Annotated in this window: 17 protein-coding genes; 11 read left to right on the forward strand and 6 right to left on the reverse strand. The window is 73.4% G+C overall.

What is annotated here, in order from left to right; genetic code table 11:
* The first annotated feature begins 91 nt into the window (after positions 1-91).
* Positions 92-3,952, forward strand: coding sequence for a hypothetical protein (locus tag IPK71_26725; GenBank protein MBK8217337.1), 3,861 nt, complete (start codon positions 92-94; stop codon positions 3,950-3,952).
* A 9-nt stretch (positions 3,953-3,961) separates the two neighbouring features.
* Here IPK71_26725 and IPK71_26730 read toward each other — a convergent pair whose 3' ends face one another.
* A complete protein-coding gene (locus IPK71_26730) occupies positions 3,962-6,037 on the reverse strand; it encodes a hypothetical protein (GenBank protein MBK8217338.1) in 2,076 nt (691 codons plus the stop codon).
* A 405-nt stretch (positions 6,038-6,442) separates the two neighbouring features.
* Positions 6,443-7,246: a hypothetical protein gene (locus IPK71_26735; GenBank protein MBK8217339.1), complete on the reverse strand. Its 804-nt coding sequence runs from the start codon at positions 7,244-7,246 to the stop codon at positions 6,443-6,445.
* A gap of 161 nt (positions 7,247-7,407) precedes the next feature.
* Here IPK71_26735 and IPK71_26740 point away from each other — a divergent pair, with 161 nt between their 5' ends.
* Genes IPK71_26740 through IPK71_26750 form a run of 3 tightly spaced genes read left to right on the forward strand, consistent with a single transcriptional unit; the run spans position 7,408 to position 9,106 of the window.
* Positions 7,408-8,364 carry a CAP domain-containing protein gene (locus IPK71_26740; protein MBK8217340.1) on the forward strand — a complete coding sequence of 319 codons (957 nt, stop codon included), beginning with the start codon at positions 7,408-7,410 and terminating at the stop codon, positions 8,362-8,364.
* The gene (locus IPK71_26745) at positions 8,361-8,762 is read left to right on the forward strand and encodes a hypothetical protein (protein MBK8217341.1); all 402 of its coding nucleotides are present in this window, start codon (positions 8,361-8,363) and stop codon (positions 8,760-8,762) included. Before IPK71_26740 ends, IPK71_26745 begins: the two co-directional genes overlap by 4 nt.
* Positions 8,759-9,106, forward strand: a complete 348-nt coding sequence (locus IPK71_26750) for a hypothetical protein (GenBank protein MBK8217342.1) — start codon at positions 8,759-8,761, stop codon at positions 9,104-9,106. Before IPK71_26745 ends, IPK71_26750 begins: the two co-directional genes overlap by 4 nt.
* 10 nt (positions 9,107-9,116) lie before the next feature.
* Here IPK71_26750 and IPK71_26755 read toward each other — a convergent pair whose 3' ends face one another.
* Both IPK71_26755 and IPK71_26760 read right to left on the reverse strand, forming a co-directional pair.
* Entirely contained in the window at positions 9,117-9,452 is a 336-nt protein-coding gene (locus IPK71_26755) for a hypothetical protein (GenBank protein ID MBK8217343.1), read from the reverse strand.
* Positions 9,453-9,489: 37 nt separating this feature from the next.
* Positions 9,490-10,146 (reverse strand): hypothetical protein, encoded by a 657-nt coding sequence (locus IPK71_26760; protein ID MBK8217344.1) that lies wholly within the window; start codon positions 10,144-10,146, stop codon positions 9,490-9,492.
* A 245-nt stretch (positions 10,147-10,391) separates the two neighbouring features.
* Here IPK71_26760 and IPK71_26765 point away from each other — a divergent pair, with 245 nt between their 5' ends.
* Entirely contained in the window at positions 10,392-10,967 is a 576-nt protein-coding gene (locus IPK71_26765) for a hypothetical protein (GenBank protein MBK8217345.1), read from the forward strand.
* Between the two features lie 34 nt (positions 10,968-11,001).
* Positions 11,002-11,703, forward strand: a complete 702-nt coding sequence (locus tag IPK71_26770; GenBank protein ID MBK8217346.1) for a hypothetical protein — start codon at positions 11,002-11,004, stop codon at positions 11,701-11,703.
* A 3-nt stretch (positions 11,704-11,706) separates the two neighbouring features.
* Here the strand turns inward: IPK71_26770 and IPK71_26775 are convergent, their stop codons facing one another.
* Positions 11,707-13,029: a formylglycine-generating enzyme family protein gene (locus IPK71_26775; GenBank protein ID MBK8217347.1), complete on the reverse strand. Its 1,323-nt coding sequence runs from the start codon at positions 13,027-13,029 to the stop codon at positions 11,707-11,709.
* Positions 13,026-14,495 carry an SUMF1/EgtB/PvdO family nonheme iron enzyme gene (locus IPK71_26780; protein MBK8217348.1) on the reverse strand — a complete coding sequence of 490 codons (1,470 nt, stop codon included), beginning with the start codon at positions 14,493-14,495 and terminating at the stop codon, positions 13,026-13,028. The genes IPK71_26775 and IPK71_26780 overlap by 4 nt, the downstream gene beginning before the upstream one ends.
* 98 nt (positions 14,496-14,593) lie before the next feature.
* Here IPK71_26780 and IPK71_26785 point away from each other — a divergent pair, with 98 nt between their 5' ends.
* The 5 genes from IPK71_26785 to IPK71_26805 all read left to right on the forward strand — a co-directional run bounded on the left by IPK71_26785 (position 14,594) and on the right by IPK71_26805 (position 17,904).
* Positions 14,594-15,202, forward strand: coding sequence for a hypothetical protein (locus IPK71_26785; GenBank protein ID MBK8217349.1), 609 nt, complete (start codon positions 14,594-14,596; stop codon positions 15,200-15,202).
* Between the two features lie 55 nt (positions 15,203-15,257).
* On the forward strand, positions 15,258-16,292 hold the full coding sequence (locus tag IPK71_26790; protein MBK8217350.1) for a zinc-binding dehydrogenase: 1,035 nt from the start codon (positions 15,258-15,260) through the stop codon (positions 16,290-16,292).
* 130 nt (positions 16,293-16,422) lie between these two features.
* Positions 16,423-16,587 carry a hypothetical protein gene (locus IPK71_26795; protein MBK8217351.1) on the forward strand — a complete coding sequence of 55 codons (165 nt, stop codon included), beginning with the start codon at positions 16,423-16,425 and terminating at the stop codon, positions 16,585-16,587.
* A gap of 1 nt (position 16,588) precedes the next feature.
* The gene (locus tag IPK71_26800; GenBank protein ID MBK8217352.1) at positions 16,589-16,768 is read left to right on the forward strand and encodes a hypothetical protein; all 180 of its coding nucleotides are present in this window, start codon (positions 16,589-16,591) and stop codon (positions 16,766-16,768) included.
* A 152-nt stretch (positions 16,769-16,920) separates the two neighbouring features.
* Entirely contained in the window at positions 16,921-17,904 is a 984-nt protein-coding gene (locus IPK71_26805; GenBank protein ID MBK8217353.1) for a MoxR family ATPase, read from the forward strand.
* Positions 17,905-17,922: the final 18 nt, after the last annotated feature.

Below are 17,922 nucleotides of genomic sequence, written 5' to 3' on the forward strand. Positions count from 1 at the left end.
ACGGGGCCTCGCCGTGCTCCGACGCGAGGGGCACCGTGGCCGAGGCGCCTGCGCCGCGAGGCGTGGGCCCGGAGCTTGCTGAGAGGACGGCATGTGCCCGAGCCACGCCGGTGAAGAAGAGGTCGAGGTCGTCTCGCTCGAGATCGAGTGTGTCCTCGACGACCCGAGCCCCACGAGCGAAATCGATCCGAGCGTGCTCCGGAAGCTCCGCCTCGCGGCGATCGAGCGCCCGAGCTACGCGACCATGGATCTTTCGTTCGCCGGCCCCAGCCTCGCGGCGCCGAGGGCCGTGCCGGAGCCCCGAGCCGCGGCGTGGCGCGCCGACGCGAGCCCCGAGGAGCGGGAGAGGCTCGACGCCGGGGATCCCGAAGGTGCCCTGGCGTGCCTGCTCGAGGCCCTCGACGCGACCACGTCTCCGCCCCTCCGGGCGCGGCTCCTCCTGCGTGTGGCGGGCGTCCTCGAGGACGAGCTCGACGACCCGGGGCAGGCGCTCGACGGCCTGCTCGAGGCGCTCGCGGGCGCGCCGGAGGACTCCGACGTGGCCGAGCAGGCCGAGCGCCTCGCGCGGAAGCTAGGGCGCGCCGAGGAGCTCGTCCGCGCCGTGGTCGCGGCGCTCGCCTCGGCCCCGGTCGCGAAGCGGATCGCCCTGCTCGCGCACGCCGCGACCTGGCTCGAGGGGCTCCTCGGCGCGCCGGATCTCGCCGCGACCTACCGCCTCGAGCTCGCGAAGCTCGACGCGTCGCACCCAGTGGTGTTGCTCGGAGAGGCCGACGCCGCGATGCGGCTCCCCGGGGCCGAGCCGCGGGCGCACGTCGTGTGGCTCGTGCGTGCCTTGGAGCGCGCGACGTCCCGAACCTTGCGCGCCCACGTCCTAGCTCGGCTCGGCGACGCGGCCGCGAGCGCCGACGAGGCCTTCGCCCGCTTCGAGGCGGCCCTCGCCCTCACCCCCGAGGACACCTCGCTCCTCTGGTCGTTCGAGGCCGCCGCGCGGGCGCTCGGTCGGTTCGAAGAGCAGAAGCGGGCGCTCGAGACCCTCGCGGCGCTCACCTCGGGCGACGAGCGCGCCCGCGCGAAGACGAGGCACGCCGACGTGCTCGCCCGGAGCGAGGGGCGCTACGCCGACGCCGTCGCGCTCTACCGCGAGGCGCTCGAGCTCGCCCCGAGGTCGGCCGCGGCGTTCGAGGGGCTCCTCTTCTGCCACACGAAGCTCCGCGATCCGGCGCGGTTCGTCGCGGTCTCCTGCACCTACGCGCGCGGGCTCGCCTCCCCCGCGGAGCGCGCCCGGGTGCTCGCGCGCGCCGCCGACGTGCTCGAGGCCGAGGGAGAGCCGGCGCGCGCCGTCGACCTCTTGGAGCACGCCCTCGCGGCCACCCCCGAGAGCGCGGAGCTCTGCGCGCGGGCCGTGCGCGCCGCGGAGCGCGCGGGGGACACACGTCGGGCACGCGAGCACCGCGCGAGGCTCATCCCGCTCCACGGCGACGCCGACGCGAAGGCGCGCGAGTGGCTCGCCCTCGCCGCGTCGACGCCCCCGGGCGAGAAGCGCGCTGCGCACCTGGCGTCGGCCCTCGTGGCCTCGCCATCGTACACGCTCGGCCGGTCCGAGCTCGCCTCCGATCCCGCGTTCCGTGCCGTGCTCGCGTCGAAGGTCACCCTACGCCGCGCCCTCGACGCGGCCCCTCGGGACCTCGCGCCTCGCACACGCGCGCGGCTCGCCCTCGCTCTCGGGAAGGCGCTCGACGCGGAGGGCGACGAGGCCGGCGCGCGCGCCGCGGTGCTCGAGGCGTACGACGCCGATCCCTCGAACGAACGCGCGGCGGCCGCGGCCCTCCGGCACCTCGTCGCCGAAGGGCGCAGCTCCGACACCCTCGAGGCCTGCGAGAGGCTCGCTCCCCTCGCCCTCCGCGAGGCGCGCTTCGCCGTGGCCGGCGAGCTCGTTCGTGTGGCCGTGGCCGCGGCCCTCGCCGTGGGAGAGCCCAAACGTGCCCTCGCCCTCGCCGCCTTGGTCACCTCCGAGGCCCGCGAGCCGCACGCCCCGCTCGCCGCGCTCGTCTCCCTCGTCGGCGCGCCCGCCCTCGACGCCGAGCCCCGCTCGTTCCCGCTCGCCTTCGGGCTCGTCGCCCGGTGCGCCGAGCTCTCCTCCGACGACCGCGTCCGCCTCGCCGAGTCCCTCGCCCGCCGCGGCGAGCCCGACGCCGTGCTCCGCGTGGTCTCGGGCCTCACGGGCCCCGAAGGCGGAGACGCGCTCGCCCCCCGAAGGCGCGCGGCCCTCGCCCTCGCAGGCGACGCGTACGAGGCCCAAGGGAACCTGCGTCGCGCCCTCGAGGCCCGAGTGGCGCTCGCCTCGGCGACCTCGTGCACCAAGGCGCGTTTCCAGGTGCTCGTCGCCGCCGTGCGCCTCGCCGAGGAGGGCCTCGGGGACAAAGCCACGGCCGCGCGGCTCGCCGACGCCGCGTGCGCCCTCGAGCCCGACGACGTCGCGCAGTGGCACGTGGCCATGCGGCTCCACGGCGAGACGGGCGACCACGGGCGCCTCGCCGCGGTGCTCGAGGCCATCGCCACGCGCACCCCTCGTCCCGAGGCGAAGGCCCGTTACCTCTCCGTGCGCGCAGGCATCCTCGCGAAGCACCTCGACGACCCACGCGCCGCGGCCGCCGCGTACGAGGCCGCCCTCGACGCGGACCCGACGCGCCTCGACGACTTCGCCGCCCTCACCCGCGTCCACGACACGTCGGGAGATTTTCGCGGCCTCGAGCGCGCCTACCTCCGCATGATCGCCCGCGTGAAGGACGGCGGCGACGCCACGCTCACGGCCCACCTCTTCGAGCGCCTCTCCCACGTCTACGCGAGCCGCCTCGGGGACGTGGACCGCGCGAAGCGGGCCCTCGACGCCGCGCGGCGCCTCTCCCCCGACGAGGCCGGCCTCCAGAAGCGCGGCGTGCTGCTCCTCGTCCAGCGCGACGAGCTCGATCGCGCCGCGGACCTCTTGATCGAGGATCTCGCGCGGGATCCGCTCGACCCCGCGACCTCGACGCGCCTCGCCGCCGTGCGCGAGCGCCAAGGCCGGCTCGACGAGGCCCGGACGGCGACCCAGATCACGGCGTGCCTGCGCGCGCTCACGGCAGCCGAGGCGGCGCTCCTCGCGACGTCGGCCCCCGTCCCCCTCGAGGAGATCCCGGGCGCGCTGTCGGACGCCGCGTGGGCCTCGCACCTCGGCGAAGGCGCGCTCGAGCCTTCGCTCGTCGTCCTCCTCCGCACCATGAGCGCGGTCGTCGCGCGGGGCTCCGCGAAGCGTGGGCACACGCGCGCGCCGAGCCTAGGCGACCACGAGCTCGCGAGCGCCCTCGCCGACGCGTCCGAGATCCTCGCCTCTCCCGCCCCCGAGCTCACCTTCGCCAAGGGGCGAGGCGCGCCGTTCACGTGGGACCGCGCGGGCGCGCTCGTGGTCGACGCCACCGCGGCGCGCTTCGTACGGGCCGAGCTCCCGTTCTTGCTGGGAGGCCTCGTCGCGGGGGCGAGGCCGCGGCTCGCGGAGGCCACGCGCTTCCCCGAGGCCGATCTCCGCGCGCTCGTCGCCGAGGGGCTCCGCATCGGCCTCGGCCACCCGTCGCACCTCACGCCGACCGACGCCGAGCGCCGCGCCCTCCGCGAGGCCGCCGAGGCCACCCAGCGCGCCGGCGGCACCCTCGATCTCCGCGGGTTCGTGCGCGCGGCCACCCGCACGTGCGACCGCGCCGGGCTCCTGCTCGTGCAGGACGTGAGGCTCGCCCACAAGGCGCTCGGGGGCCTCGCGCAGCGCCCGGGGGACGCCCCTCCCCACGAGCGCCGCGCGGCCCTCTTCCTCTTCGCCGTGTCGCGCGAGCACGGCGAGCTCCGGCGCGCCCTCGGGCTCGGGGCACACGAGGCCTCGAGGCCCTCGGCGACGCGCCCGCGGTTCCTCTCGATCTCGGCGTGACCGCAGGAGCTACGCGCTCTCTCCGCGGAGGAGGGTGCGCGCGAGGGCGTGGGCCTCTTCGTACGTCGGCAAGAGCGGCGCGAGCGCCTGCTCGAGCTCCGCGAAGCGCGCCCGATCGCGCAGCGTGACACGCAGCCCGCCCCCGCAGGGCCCGACGTCTCCGAGGCGCGCGAGCGCCCCTCTCCCCGCTTCGCCGAGGGCGGCCACGAGCGTCGGCCCGAGCCACGTGGTGTCGTCCCCGGGGACGCGCAGGTACCGCGTGACGAAGGCGCGCTGCGTCCCCACGGCGTGCGGCTGACGGCACGCGGTCTCGTACGCGGTCGCCCCCATCGACGAGGGCGCGCCCACACGAAAGACGGACGCCTGCACCCCCTTCTGGGCCATGGCCCGATCGACGATCGCGACGAGCCCGGCGCGGAGCTCCTCGACGACCTTCTCCCGATGCGCGCGCGGCACCGACGCGGCCTCCGTGTCGAACCAGAGAGAGAGCGTCGGCACCCGCGCCTCCTCGCGATCGGGGAGCACCGTGGTGCCGAACGTGAGCCCGAAGACCGCGGGGCGCGGCCCGGTCTCCGGATCGAACGCGGGCCCGTCGTACACCGTGACGTCGACCTGGGACTCGTTCACCATCGCGTCGACGAGGCCCTCGAGCCGCTTCCCGAAGAGGAGAGACTTGGCCTTGCCCTTCCCGCTCTTCGGCCGCGCGCCCGGATCCTTCCGATAGATCGCGGTCGAGACCTCACCGCCTCCATCGCCGAGCGTGTCACGGAGGAGCGTGAGGGCCTCGCGCGCGAACGAGGCGGCCTCGGCGCGCGGCGCGTCGATCGCGACGAGCGCCGTGAGGTAGCGTGTGCCCGCGAGGGGCCGGAGGAGGTGCGAGATGCCGCCGGGCATGTCCGCCTCGAGCGCCGCGCGGAGAGGCTTCGCGAAGGGCGGGTCGAGCGCGAGCATGTACGTGCCCGCCCAGGCGCCCTCGTCGCGGTTCTCGCGGGGGACGAGCGCGCAGAGGAGCGAGCCCTCGCCCGGCGCCACGACCTTGCCCACCACGTTCACGTGCACCATCGCGCGCTGCCACGCGTCCATCGCGCGGCGCACGTCGACCCCCGGCGAGAAGACGGGCATCGCGGTGCCGGCCGTGAGCTCGGCGTCGGGGAGGTCGACCACCAGCAGGCGCTCGCCCGCCTCCGAGACACGCGCCTCGGGCACGTGCGTCGTATGTTTGGCCCCCGCGAGCACGTTGCCGAGCAGCACCTCGAAGCGCTCGACAGCGACGAGCTCCTTCGTGAGCCCATCGCCCCACACCGTGACAGTGAGCCCGCGCGAGGCCCCGCCGACGTTCTTCGCCGCGAACGGGAGGCGGAGCTCGTCCCCCACGGCGAGCGCCTGCCGCGCCTCTCCGTAGGGCATGTGCACCTCGAGCTTCGGGGGGCCCTCGCTCGTGGCCTCGTAGGCCGGGCGCTCCTTCGCGCGGAACCGCAGCGTCACCGTGCCCTCGGGGAGCGCGGCGCCGCCCGTCGTCACGTAGCGATAGCCCGTGCTCACGCGCGCCGGATCGCACCCGAGCTGCTCGGCGATCTTCCGGAGCGTCGACTCGGCGAAGAGATCCTCCGCGGCGAAGGCGGCCCGGAGGTCGTCCTGGGTGTGGCCGGGCGCGAGCAGGGGCTCCCACGCGCGCGGATCCCCCGCGTCCTTTCGAGGCGCGCCGGGCTTGGGCTTCTTCTTCGTGGTCTCGCCGTCGCCGAAGTAGTCGGGGTACGAGTCGAACGTGTCGCGCCGCTCGCCCGAGCGGAAGAGGCCGAGCCGGAGCACGTCGCTGTCGTGCACGAGCACCGAGAACGCGTGACCCCGCGCGGCGCGCGAGACCTTCGCCGCGAGGTCGTCGAGCCCGCCCGCGCCTTCGCCCGCCTCGTCGTAGACCGTGATGAACCCGCCCGCGTCCGGGGGCAAGACGAGCACGGTGCGATCCGCGAGCGCCGGATCGGTGACCTCGTCGGCGCCCTCCGCGCCCTTTCGGATGGCGTTCACGACCGCGGTCATGAGCCACGTGTTGCCCCGCACCTGCACGTTGCCGAAGAAGGACCCCATGGCGGCGATGGTAGTCGCATGCGGCGCGCGCGCGACGCCTTCTCGTGCGTCACGCGCCGCGCTCATCGTCTCCGGTGGAGCCTCCTCGCGACCGACACGACCGCTCGTGCGTCGAGGGGACGCGCTCGTACCGAGAGCGTCACCGCCCGGGAGGCTTCGTGGGCCGTTCGTACGGGCACGAGCGGCCTATTGTTCTCCCGGAAGGGATACTCCCATGTACGAACGCCACTTTGTTCTCCCGGAAGGGATACTCCCATGTACGAACGCCACTTTGTTCTCCCGGAAGGGATACTCCCATGTACGAACGCCACTTTGTTCTCCCGGAAGGGATAATTCGCGAGACGAGGCGTGGGCGCGGCGGCCGGGCGCGACCTCGTGGGCCGCACCCGAGATCGCGTGGTGCCGTCAGAGGCCGCGCCGGCGCCGGGCAGGGCGCGTGACACGGCGGAACAGCTTGAGCACCTTGGGGTCGTTCTGGAACACGTAGCGGCCCGCCTCGAAGATGGCGTCGACGTGGGCCGACATCGCGTTGCAGGCGCGGTTGCGTAGGCGCTGGGCGGCGATCTCCTCCGGGGTGCCACGGCGCTTCGTCGCCCCGCCCGTGAGGGCGTCGGCGATCGTGGCCGCGCGGTCCGCGGCGCCCTTCGGGATCTTGGCCTTCGCCAGGGTCGAGGCGTGCTCGGCGCACAGATCGACGAGCTTCACGAGGTCGTCGGCGAGGTCGACGTCGCCCGTGCCCTCGACGATCTTGTCGCACCGGGACATCACGGCCTTGTCGTCGCCGAGGAAGTAGCGGAGCGCCGAGAGCATCTTCGCCTTGAGCTCTTCCCCCTCCTTGCGCGCCTCGACCACGGACGGGGCCGACGAACGCACGCCGTTCCACGCGCGCTCGGCGGCCTCGAAGCGCGCCATGGCCGCGGCGAGGTCCTTCCCGGTGGACGCCGTGAGCTTGGAGCCCGCGACGAGCGGCTTCGCGTAGGCCGTGAAGGCCGCGTGGGCGTTGCGGGCGTTCTGGAGCACGTCGGCGAGGCGCTCGGTGGGCCCGGCGTCGTACGCGGACGGGAGCGCCTCGAGCACGCTCACGTCGCTCGCCGAGAGCACGTGCCCGGAGGTCGCGGGCCTCCTCGTCGAGGCCTTGCCAGAGGTCGTCTTCTTCTTCACGGACGCCTTCTTCGGCGCCGCGGTCGCGGGCTTCTTCTTCGCTGCCATCTTCCCCTCCTCGCGGAATGTCGCGGTGGAGCCGGGAGCGTACGAGGAGAGCCGCGCGGGGAGCAAGAGCCCACTCGGAGCGGACGCGAACGGTGCTCGGCGAGGGTGCGTGTGCGGCAAGCGGGTGTGACTTCGGCCGAGGTCGACTATCCTCGTCTCCCATGGCCCCCTCCCTCTCCTCGCGCCGGCGCGTGCTGTCCGTAGGTCTCGCCGCGCTCGCCCTCGGCCTCACAGTCGTCGCGTGCCTCCCCCCGAGGACGCAGCAGCCCCAGCCGCAGCCGTATCCCCAGCAGCCGTATCCCCCGCAGGGGTATCCCCAACAGCCCTATCCCCAACAGGGATATCCGCAGCAGCCGTATCCTCAACAGGGATATCCCCAACAGCCCTATCCCCAGCAGCCCGGGCCGCAGCCGACGGCCCAGCCCACGGCGCCTCAGCCCGCGCCCACGGCGACCACCGCGCCCTCGGATCCGCTGACGACGCTGCTCGGGGGGCTGCTGTCGCCCGGGGCTCCTCCGCTCCAGCTCCCGCCCGGGTGGCAGCTCCCGCCGGGGTGGCCGGGGCTCCCGGGGTCGGCGCCGAGCACACCTCCCGCGCCGAGCACGCCGCCCGCGCCCGGGTCGAGCCTGCCGTCGATCGGGGCGCGCGCGATGGAGCTCGCGAACACGATCAACGCCTACCGTCAGCAGAACGGCCTGCCGCCGGTGCCGGTGACACGCGCGCTCACGTACGTGGCCGAGGTGCACGTGCGGGACCTCGCGGGCTCGCCGAAGCGGAGCGGCTGCAACGCCCATAGCTGGACGAACGCGGGGAGCTGGACGGGCTGCTGCTACACGCCCGACCACGCGCAGGCCTCGTGCATGTGGAAGAAGCCGGCGGAGCTTTCGCACTACACGTCGGCCGGGTTCGAGATCGCCATCGGCGAGCCGGGGGTCGTCTCGGGGTTCGTGCTCGACGCGAAGAAGGCCCTCGACCTGTGGAAGTCGAGCAGCCTCCACCACGACGTCATCTTGAACCGCAACACGTGGCAGTCGACCACGTGGAAGGCCATGGGCGCCGGCATCATCGACAGCCACGCGGCGGTGTGGTTCGCCAAAGACGTGGACCCGACGCCTTGAGCCCTGACCCCCGTCGACACCTCCCACGCCGGCGCCATGGCCGCGGCCTCGTCGCGTCCGCGTTCGCGCTCGTCGTCCTCGGGGCGGGCGCGTGCACCGAGGCGCCGCGAGGTGGTCCGGTCACGAAGGAGCCCGCCCCGGCCGCGAGGAGCGCTACCCCGGTGGCCGACGGCGGCGTGAGCAAGGTCGTCGCGTCGTGGCAGGAGCCCGCGGCGGTCGAGGCGCTCCTGAAGAACGCGGCGCTGCCGGAGGACACGAAGGACCCCCGCTCGTGCAGCTTCGAGCTGCCCCAGCAGTCCTGTGTGCCGGGGTCCGCCTCGTTCGACTGGGGGTGCCGCGCTCGCGCGGCTGCGACACGTGCGCCGCGGCGTGCCGGGCGCCGCTCGGCGGGTGCGTGAAGGCGTGCTCGGGGGAGGCGTGCGCGCGGGCGTGCGCGACGACGGCGGGCACGTGCCTCTCGGCGTGCCTCGGCGCGCGCGACGCGTGCACCGGGGTGTGCGTGAAGGAGCTCGCCGCCTACGAGGCCGAGGTCGCCCGGAACTACGGCTGCAAGGCCAAGGACTCGGCGCTCGGCATCTGCAAGCGCACGGTCGCGTGCATGGAGAAGTGCCCCACGGACCCCTACGAGAAGAACCAGGCGTGCCGCGCGGGCTGCAAGGCGAAGCACGCCGCGGGGTGCAGCGAGGGCTTCCTCCAGACGGTCGACATGGGGACCTGCATGCCGTTCGACAGCTCGATCTGAGCCGCGCGCGTCAGCCCCGGTAGGGAGACGCGTCGGCGCTCATGAAGAGCACCGTGCGGGCGGGCATGTACGTCACGAGCGCGCCGGCCGAGACGCCCGTGACCTGCCTCGTGACGGCCCACGAGAAGCGCGTCACCGCCCCGATGGGGTCGTCGATGGCCGTCGCGCTCGCGCCGAGCGCCCCCGAGAGGCTCGCGTCGGCGTACACGATCCCGAAGCTTCGATCGACGACCACGAGCGCCTCGCCCTCGCCGTCGGGGGTGCGACGAAAGCCGACGAGGGTGACCGCGTTCCCTCGAGGGACGGGCGCGACGAACGGCAAGGGCACGGCGGCGGGCGGGGTCATACGTGGAGCGTACGCGAACCGCCCGTCGTGAGCGATCTCAGTCGAGCCAACGCGCGAGCGCGACCGCCGCGAGCGACGCGACGAAGAAGAGCACCGCGACGACGCGGTAGTCGACCCCGGCGGGCAGGATCCGTTTCGGGCGGGAGCGCGAGTGGAGAGCCATCCCTTCACCTTCCGGCATGGGCGGCGGGGGCGCGCTCTCGGGCACGTAGAGGCTCTCCGCGAGCGCTTCGGCCGGCATGGGGACCGGCCTCCCCGAGGGCGTGCGGCGCGGCTCGAGGTCGATCGTGTCGGGCTCCGGGGCCACGTGCGCGGGCGCGGGGGTCCTCGGGTTCGAGACGGGCGCCAAGAACGGCAACGTGCGCGCGTAGGCCCGCGTGCGCGAGCGGACGAACCTCGCCCCTGCGACGGTGGCGCGCGGGTGCACGAGCGGGAGCGGCTCTTCCCCGTCCGCGCCCTCGTGCCCCGCAGGTTCGTCGTCCTGCGGTGGGCGCGCGGCGATGGCGACCGGCGTCGCCGGCCAGGTCTCGGCGAAGGCCGGTTCGGTCGTGTCGACCTCGGGCACCCACAAGGCTTCGATGGATCGCTCGCGCAGGATCGGTTCCGTCCCACGAGGACCGTTCGTGTCCTCGTGCCCCGAGGCGAAGGCCGCAGCTTCCGCGTTTTCGGCGCCCTCTCGTTCCGTGTCGTTCATGCCGTGCGGCTAAGCAACGGGTGTTCCAAAGGGTGGATCGTGTGGGACCGGTCGGGGGTGCGACACGCTCGACGCACGCTCGACGGCGAGGGCACACGCCCCGCGACGACGGCGACGCACCTCGGCCCTCGGGAGCCCTGGAATTTCTCGCGCGGCGCAGCGAGGGCACGCTGGCATCGACGGTGCTCTTCCCTTCGGTCGCCGCCTCACGCGGCCTCGAAAGGAACTTCCCTATGTCTCTCGCCATGTCCTTCGCCACGATCTCCCGCCACGCCTCGCGCGCCGCCGTGGTCCTCGGAGTGGGCCTCGCCTCGGCCCTCGCGTTCGCGTGCTCCTCCACCGTCGACACCGAGTGCGTGGCCGGGGCCGCCTGCTCGTGCGCCGACTGCGCGAAGACCTGCGGGGGCGACGGCAAGCAGTGCTCGTTCGCGTGCACCGGAGGAAACTGCTCGTTCTCGTGTCCGGGTGGCGGCTGCTCGGTGTCGTCGACGAACGCCACGTCGGTGACCCTCGACTGCCCGGGCGGCGGCTGCTCGCTCAGCTCGAGCGGCACGGGGCAGAGCTCGGTCGCGTGCTCGGGCAACAAGTGCCAACACACGTGCAGCGGCGCGCAGTCGTGCAAGACCACGGGCTGCACGACGGGCTGCCAGACCACGTGCAACGGCGCGCCCACGTGCGAGTCGAGCTGCACGCCGCTCAACGGAGGCTGCTCGGTCGACGGCGCCGGCGCGAGCACGACCCCGACCACGCCGGCCACGCCCTCGCCGAGCGGGAGCACGCCGAACGTGCCGAACGTGCCGGGTGTCCCCGGAGAAGACTGAGACGTGCGACGCGCCCGCGCGCTACGCTGGGCGCATGAAGGGTGCTCGTCTCGTCACGGTGGGGCTCGCGGCCGTCGTGCTCCTCGGCGCCGCCAACGCGTGCTCCACGACCGGTGTCGCCGCACCTCCCGAAGGCGACGCGGCGACGGTCGACGCCCCCCTCCCCGAGCCGGTCGACGCCGCCGAGGCGGGCTCTCTCTGCCCGGGGCCCACGCCCGCGAGCTACCCTTGGAAGCCCCCCGTCGCGGCCGACCCCTCCGCGTGCTCCGAGGGCGATCTCGCGGCCCTCGCCGCGGCCGTCGCGGCGAAGAAGGGGCTCACTCCGGCCGACATGGCCAGCGCGCTCGGGCCGACGTGCGCGGCCTGCGCCATCGGCGCGCTCGACGATCCCGCGTGGCGCGCGATCCTACCCGGGCACGCGGGCTACGTCGGCAACGTGGGCGGCTGCGTCGTGCGGCTCGGCGCGAACGAGACGTGCGGCCGCGCGACCGACGAGCTGTCGACGTGCCTCATCGTCGGCTGCGCGGGCTGCACCACCCGCAAATCCCAAGACGTCTGCGCCGACGCGCTCACCGCGGTCGACGGGGCGTGCGCCGGCTACCTGAAGACGATGCGCGCCTCGTGCCCCGCGGCGCTCATGAGCGAGGCCTTCACCTCGACGGGCACGTGCCAGTCGTTCGTCGCCACGGTGAGGCTCTTCTGCGGGAGACCCGCGAGCGACGCCGGCGGGGATTGACCGCTACTTCGCCGAGCGGGCGCAGCGGAAGCCGATGAGCTCGCTCACGGCGAACCGCTCGTTCTCGACGAACGACCGCTGGGCCGAGCGGAGCAGCGTGGCCTCGTCGCGGTACGAGCCGCCGCGCACGGTGCGGGGGACGAGCTCCTCGGTGGGGCCCGCCTCGCACACCGGGTCGACGAAGAGCCCGGGGCCCCAGCACGCTTCGTTTCCCCTCTGGAACTCGTCTTGGGTGAACTCGCGGAGGTTGCCCGCGAGGTCGACGATCGTGCGCCCGGAGAGCACGAGGCGGTCGCGTGAGCCCGAGCCCGCGGCCCTCGGGCCACGAGGCGCGAGGCACGGGGCGGCGGCCGCGTGCACGGCCTCGTCGCACGCGGGGAGACCGTCGCCCCACACGTACGCTCGGCTCACGAGGGCGCCCGCGACGCGCTCGTACTCGGCCTCGGTGGGGAGCCGCTTGCCGACCTTCTTGCAGTAGGCGTCGGCGCGCTGCCACGAGAGGCAGTTCACCGGGAGGCCGTCGTTCTCCGAGGGCGCGGCGCGGTAGAGGCACTCGGGCCGACCTTGGTCCCCCTCGAAGGGATCGTCGAGCACGCGGGCCACCTTCGCGGCGCGGAGCTCGGCGACGGTGACCTCGGCGCGATCCATGAAGAAGGGGCTCACGAGCACGACACGCTCGTCCCGTCCGTCGGCCTCGCGCGCGTCGAGCACGTCGAGCCGTGGGCTGCCCATCCACGAGGCGCCTCCGGGCACACACACCTCACCTTCCCCGGGCTCACCGGCGCAGGCCGTGGGCCTCCCGCGGAGCACCGAGCCCACGACACCGGGGGCCGGCGCGCCGGGCTGCGAGGCGACCGGGGCATCGACGGAGCCTTGCGGCTTCCCCAGGGTCGCGAGGCCGAGCAGGCACGTGGCCTCGACGATGCCCGTCGCGCCGACCGACGGGAGCGAAACGGTCGCCTCGAGCGTGGACGCGACGCGGGGCGTGAGGCTCGCGCTGCCGCCGCCCCGGTAGAGACGCACACGCGCGCGGTAGCCCGAGGCCCCCGGCCGCACGGCCACCCCGAACGACGCGCGCCCTTCGGACATGCGTGCATCGTCGACCGCGAAGCTCCGCGTGCAGCCTTCGCACGGGGCCCGTTCTCCGGGCGGGATCACCTCGACGATCAGGCGATCGAAGAGGCCGTCGGGAGGGCCCATGGGGGCGTCGGTCGTGACGTAGAGCAGCACCTGCCCCGTAGGCTCGGCGACGCGGTCGCACGCGGGCACCGAGAGGCCGAGCAGCGCGCCCACGAGGAGCGGCACGAGGGACGCGCGCGCCGTCATCGTGGGCCCCGGTAGACGCACCGAAACCCGACGAACGCGCTCGGCTGCGTGCCCTCGAGGCGCCCCGTTCCGCGGAGCGAGATCGGCGTCCCGGCCCACGCCCCGCCGCGCACCACGTGCGGCGAGGTCGCGTCGCCTTCGCACGACGGATCGGCCGCACGCGCCCCGGACCAGCACGGCCCGTCGTACCGAGACGGGGCGTCCCGGGTCCACTCGCCGAGGCCTCCGGCGAGGCCGCGCACGCCTCCCGGGGTGAGATCTCTCGAGCCCGCACCGCCATCGTCGACGGGCCGTGGGCCGCGCCCCGAGGTCGCCTCGCAGGCCCCGGGGAAGCCGGCGAGGGGCAGCCTCCCGTAGATCGCGTCGGCGCAGGTGGGCGTGTCGTCGCCCCACGGAAACTCGACTTTTCCTGGGCGATTCGCGGACGTGGCCGCGTACTCCCACTCGGCTTCGGTCGGCAGATCCCCGCCCGCGTCACGGCAAAACGCGCGCGCGGTGGCCCAGGGCACGCAGCTCAACCCGAACGACTCGCGCCCGAGGGGCGCCGTGGAGAACGAGCACGTCGTGGCCGCCGTGTCCCCGAGCGGGCCCTCCGTGGCGCCGACGGGCTCGGGGGCGACGAAGCCACGGGCGAGGGCCTCCCGGTAGCGCGCGACGGTGACCTCGTCGCGGTCCATGACGAAGCTCGTGACACGCACGACACGCTCGGGCGAGAGCGGGAGGCGCGGATCGGGGACCACGGCCACCTCGTCGCGCCCGAGCACGAACGACGACCCCTCGAGGCACACGCGGGACGCGTCGGACGGAGCCGGGCAGGGGGTGCGCGCCGCCGTGCCCACGAGGCTCTCCCGGGGGACGTCCATCGTGGGCTCGAGGGCGAGGGCTCCGACGTCCTCCATGCGCCCGTCCTCGGAGCCGCTCGGGACGACGCACGTGCGCCCTTTCGCCCCACCCTCGCCGAGCTCCGAGGGCACACCCGCGCAGGCCGAACGCAGCACGACGACCGCGCGCCCGCGCTCCCCCGGCACGAGACGCAGCCGCACGAGACGATCGATCGCGAGCGACGGCTCGGGCTCCTGAGGTGGCGTCGTGTCGACCCCGCCGAGGACGAGCCGCGCCGCCCCGCGGTAGGTCCGGGTGCGCTCGCCGAACCCGCGGACGCGCACGAGCACCTCGCGGACGCGGGTGTCGTCCTTCGCCTGGACCGAGAAGCTGGCCGGCCAGTCGCGGACGTCGGGGAGGGCTGTCTCCCGCGCGTCGAGCCACGCCCCGTCGGCCGCGTACGTGTCGATCCGGAGGCGCGAGACCACCCGGGGCACGGCCCCGTCGGTGTCGACCACGACGAGCGCCTCCCCGAGCGGCGGGAGGGTGCGAGGACCGCACGCGAGCGAGACCACGAGCCCGAGGAGCGGGAGCGCGCCCCCCACCCGGGCATGACGGCCGAGCCGGCGAGTCCGCGTCCGCATGCCTGCGTGGAATACCATGAGGAGGCCCCAACGAAGAGGCGCGGCGAGCCGTGTGACACCGAGGTTTCGTCCCGAGGGCGCTATGGTAGGCTTTTCGTATGTGGGTGCGAGGTGCCGCCATCCGTCCCGTGCCGCCGTACGCGGTGGTGAGCCGCGCCGTGCTCGACGCCGTCGAGAACGCGCTCGGCGCCGAGGGAGACGAGGCCGACCACGAGATCGAGACGTGGTTCGAGAAGTTCGAAGAGACGCAGCCGGCGGTCGCCGCGCACATCCACAAGGTGCTCTCGCGCCCGCTCGACGAGACGGCCCTCGCCCTCGGGTATTTCCTGTCGGTCGGTGTCTGGCTCGCGTTCGATCGCGCCTTCCGCGGCAAGCTCGCCCCCGTCACCGAGGACGCCCTGAAGGCCGCCGAGGCCGCCCTCGCCCTCGAAGAAGAGCTCCGGTCCACGCACACGGAGGAGCCGCTCGAGCTCGACGACGTGATGGCCATCGAGCAGCCCGCGATCTTGGCGTTTTTGCACGAGCACGTCGACGCCGCGCTCGACGCGGGCCTCGGCGCGAACGGGGTCTCGGGCCTCGAAGGCGGCGAGGTCGACGTGGACGACGTGCACCTCGTCTACCGCGCCGTCCTCCTCGAGACGCTCGCCCTCTCGCACGCCGTCATCGCCCCCGACGGCGCTCTGCGCCCCGAAGAGCTCCTCGCCTGACACGAGGGCCCGCGCGCGTTGCGGGCGCCTTGCCGTCCTTGTACCGTCGCTCCGAATGAAGACCGAGGCGATGGTGATCGAGGCCGTGGGGCTGCCCGAGGTGATCGTGAGGCGCGAGATCGAGCTTGGCCCCCCGGGCCCGGGTGAGGTGCTCGTGCGGGTGCGCGCCGTGGCGCTGAACCACCTCGACGTGTGGACCCGCAAGGGCCTCCCGCACCTGAAATACCAGTTCCCGCACCGCCTCGGCGCCGACGTGTCCGGGGAGGTGGTCGAGCTCGGGCCCGGGGCGAAGGGCCGCGTGGGCCAGAAGGTCGTGCTCGCGCCGGGCATCTCGTGCGGCGTGTGCGCGAAGTGCGCCGACGGCGACGACAACCTCTGCCGCGAGTACAAAATCCTCGGGGAGAGCACGCAGGGCGCCTACTCGCGCCACGTGGTCGTGCCCGATCGCAACCTCCTCCCCTTCCCCGAGCCGCTCACGTGGGAGGACGCGGCCGCCATCCCGCTCTGTTTTCTCACGGCGTGGCAGATGGTCACGCGCAAAGGGGACGTGCGCCCGGGGCACACGGTCCTCGTGCAGGCCGCCGGCAGCGGCGTCTCGTCGGCGGCCATCCAGATCGCGAAGGTGATGGGCGCCACGGTCATCGCGGTCACCTCGTCCCCCGAGAAGGTCGATCGCGCGAAGGCCCTCGGCGCCGACGTGGTCATCGACACCTCCAAGGAGGACATGGTGCTCCGCGTCCGCGAGCTCACGAAACGTCGCGGGGTCGACGTGGTCATCGAGCACGTGGGCGGCGAGGTGCTCGAGAAGAGCGTGCTCGTCACGGCCTGGGGCGGCAAAGTCGTCACCTGCGGCGCGACCGCGGGCTTCTTCCCCAAGATCGACCTCCGCCAGATCTTCTTTCGCCAGGTCGAGCTGCTCGGCTCCACCATGGGGCGGCGCAAAGACCTCTTCGACGTGCTCGAGCTCGTCGGTCAGGGGCGCCTCCGCCCGGTGGTCGACCGGGTGATGCCCCTCTGGGACGCCCCCGAGGCGCACCGTGTGCTCGAAGAGCGAAAAGCCTTCGGCAAGGTGGTGCTCTCGGTCGACTAGTCGGCGATCCGGCATTCCTTTCGGGTACTTACGCCCACGGGCTGCCCGGCCGAGCTCGAGGCTCGGCGTGTCGAAAAACGCGCCCGGTCCTTGTGAGCCAGGCCGGGATTCTGCTACGAGCCATAGGGCCATGCAGCGCGGAACCGTCTTCCTCTTCCTGGGAATCTTCTCGATCTTGGCGGGCGTGCTCGCCCTCAAGCTCACCGACCGGAACGTGTTCTGGGCGCTCATCGCCCTCGGAGCCGCCATCGGCTCGCACGGCGGGATCTCGATCTCGCAGCGGGCCCGGGGCTGACGTGAAGCCGGGGGTCGGGCATATCCTGGTCGGCGTCGCGCTGCTCGCCGCGGGCATCGGCATCACGATGGCCTCCGAGCGCACCGTCTGGTACGGCGCCATGGTCGTGGGCGTGTACTACATCGGCCGGGGCGTCTACACGATGCTCAAGGCCGCCCCCACGCCCCCACCCGAGGGCTGACCGCTCACCTTCCTGTCCCCGTCGAGCCCTCCGCCGCGAGGGCTCGTTCGTTTCGAAAGGGTCCGTGACGAAATGTGCTCGAGCCCGGGAATGGTCCGGTTCCGTCCTCGGTCTACGCGGGCGCGCACGCGTGTGATAGTGGGCAAAAACCAATGGATGTCCGTGTACTGAACGAGCTCGTCGCCAAAGAGAGCGCCTTCGTCGAAAAGCTGAACGCCGAGGTCGGCAAGGTCATCGTCGGCCAGAGCTACATGGTCGAGAGGATCCTCATCGGCCTGCTCACCGGGGGGCACGTGCTGCTCGAGGGTGTGCCGGGGCTCGCCAAGACGCTCACGGTGCGCACGCTCTGCGACGTCATCTCGGCGAAGTTCGCCCGCATCCAGTTCACGCCCGACCTCCTCCCGGCCGACGTGATCGGCACCGTGGTCTACAACCAGCAGAAGGGCGACTTCTCGAGCAAGCTCGGGCCGATCTTCGCGAACCTCGTCCTCGCCGACGAGATCAACCGCGCGCCCGCGAAGGTGCAGAGCGCCTTGCTCGAGGCCATGCAGGAGCGGCAGGTCACCATCGGCGACACGAGCTACCCGCTCCCGAAGCCGTTCATCGTCATGGCGACGCAGAACCCCATCGAGCAAGAGGGCACCTACCCGCTGCCCGAGGCGCAGGTCGACCGCTTCATGCTCATGGTGAAGGTCGGCTACCCCTCGAGGGACGACGAGCGCAAGATCATGGACCGCATGACGCTCAGCGAGCCGCCCAAGGCCGAGCCCGTGGTCACCACGGACGAGCTCCTCGACGCGCGCAACGTGGTGCGCCAAGTCTACGTCGACGAGAAGGTCAAAGACTACATCGTGGACGTGGTCTTCGCGACGCGCGAGCCCAAGAAGTACGGCCTGAAGGACCTCGCGCCCCTCATCGACTACGGCGCCTCGCCACGCGCCTCGATCGCGCTCAACATGGCGGCTCGCGCGCACGCGTTCCTCCGTCACCGCGGCTACGTGACCCCCGAGGACGTGAAGGCCGTCGGGCCCGACGTGCTCCGGCACCGCGTCGTCCTGACGTACGAGGCCGACGCCGAAGAGGTCACGTCCGAGCAGGTCGTGCGCCGCGTGTTCGAGGCCGTCGAGGTCCCGTGAGCTCCCGAACGAGCACGT

The organism is Myxococcales bacterium (assembly GCA_016712525.1).
Taxonomy (GTDB): Bacteria; Myxococcota_A; Polyangia; order Polyangiales; family Polyangiaceae; genus JAAFHV01.

Excerpts from the sequence above, each read along its gene's own strand:
- IPK71_26725 (MBK8217337.1), top strand. The coding sequence starts at position 92 with ATGTGCCCGAGCCACGCCGGTGAAGAAGAGGTCGAGGTCGTCTCGCTC.
- IPK71_26730 (MBK8217338.1), bottom strand. The coding sequence starts at position 6,037 with ATGGGGTCCTTCTTCGGCAACGTGCAGGTGCGGGGCAACACGTGGCTC.
- IPK71_26735 (MBK8217339.1), bottom strand. The coding sequence starts at position 7,246 with ATGGCAGCGAAGAAGAAGCCCGCGACCGCGGCGCCGAAGAAGGCGTCC.
- IPK71_26740 (MBK8217340.1), top strand. The coding sequence starts at position 7,408 with ATGGCCCCCTCCCTCTCCTCGCGCCGGCGCGTGCTGTCCGTAGGTCTC.
- IPK71_26755 (MBK8217343.1), bottom strand. The coding sequence starts at position 9,452 with ATGACCCCGCCCGCCGCCGTGCCCTTGCCGTTCGTCGCGCCCGTCCCT.
- IPK71_26760 (MBK8217344.1), bottom strand. The coding sequence starts at position 10,146 with ATGAACGACACGGAACGAGAGGGCGCCGAAAACGCGGAAGCTGCGGCC.
- IPK71_26765 (MBK8217345.1), top strand. The coding sequence starts at position 10,392 with ATGTCCTTCGCCACGATCTCCCGCCACGCCTCGCGCGCCGCCGTGGTC.
- IPK71_26770 (MBK8217346.1), top strand. The coding sequence starts at position 11,002 with ATGAAGGGTGCTCGTCTCGTCACGGTGGGGCTCGCGGCCGTCGTGCTC.
- IPK71_26775 (MBK8217347.1), bottom strand. The coding sequence starts at position 13,029 with ATGACGGCGCGCGCGTCCCTCGTGCCGCTCCTCGTGGGCGCGCTGCTC.
- IPK71_26780 (MBK8217348.1), bottom strand. The coding sequence starts at position 14,495 with ATGCGGACGCGGACTCGCCGGCTCGGCCGTCATGCCCGGGTGGGGGGC.
- IPK71_26785 (MBK8217349.1), top strand. The coding sequence starts at position 14,594 with ATGTGGGTGCGAGGTGCCGCCATCCGTCCCGTGCCGCCGTACGCGGTG.
- IPK71_26790 (MBK8217350.1), top strand. The coding sequence starts at position 15,258 with ATGAAGACCGAGGCGATGGTGATCGAGGCCGTGGGGCTGCCCGAGGTG.
- IPK71_26795 (MBK8217351.1), top strand. The coding sequence starts at position 16,423 with ATGCAGCGCGGAACCGTCTTCCTCTTCCTGGGAATCTTCTCGATCTTG.
- IPK71_26805 (MBK8217353.1), top strand. The coding sequence starts at position 16,921 with ATGGATGTCCGTGTACTGAACGAGCTCGTCGCCAAAGAGAGCGCCTTC.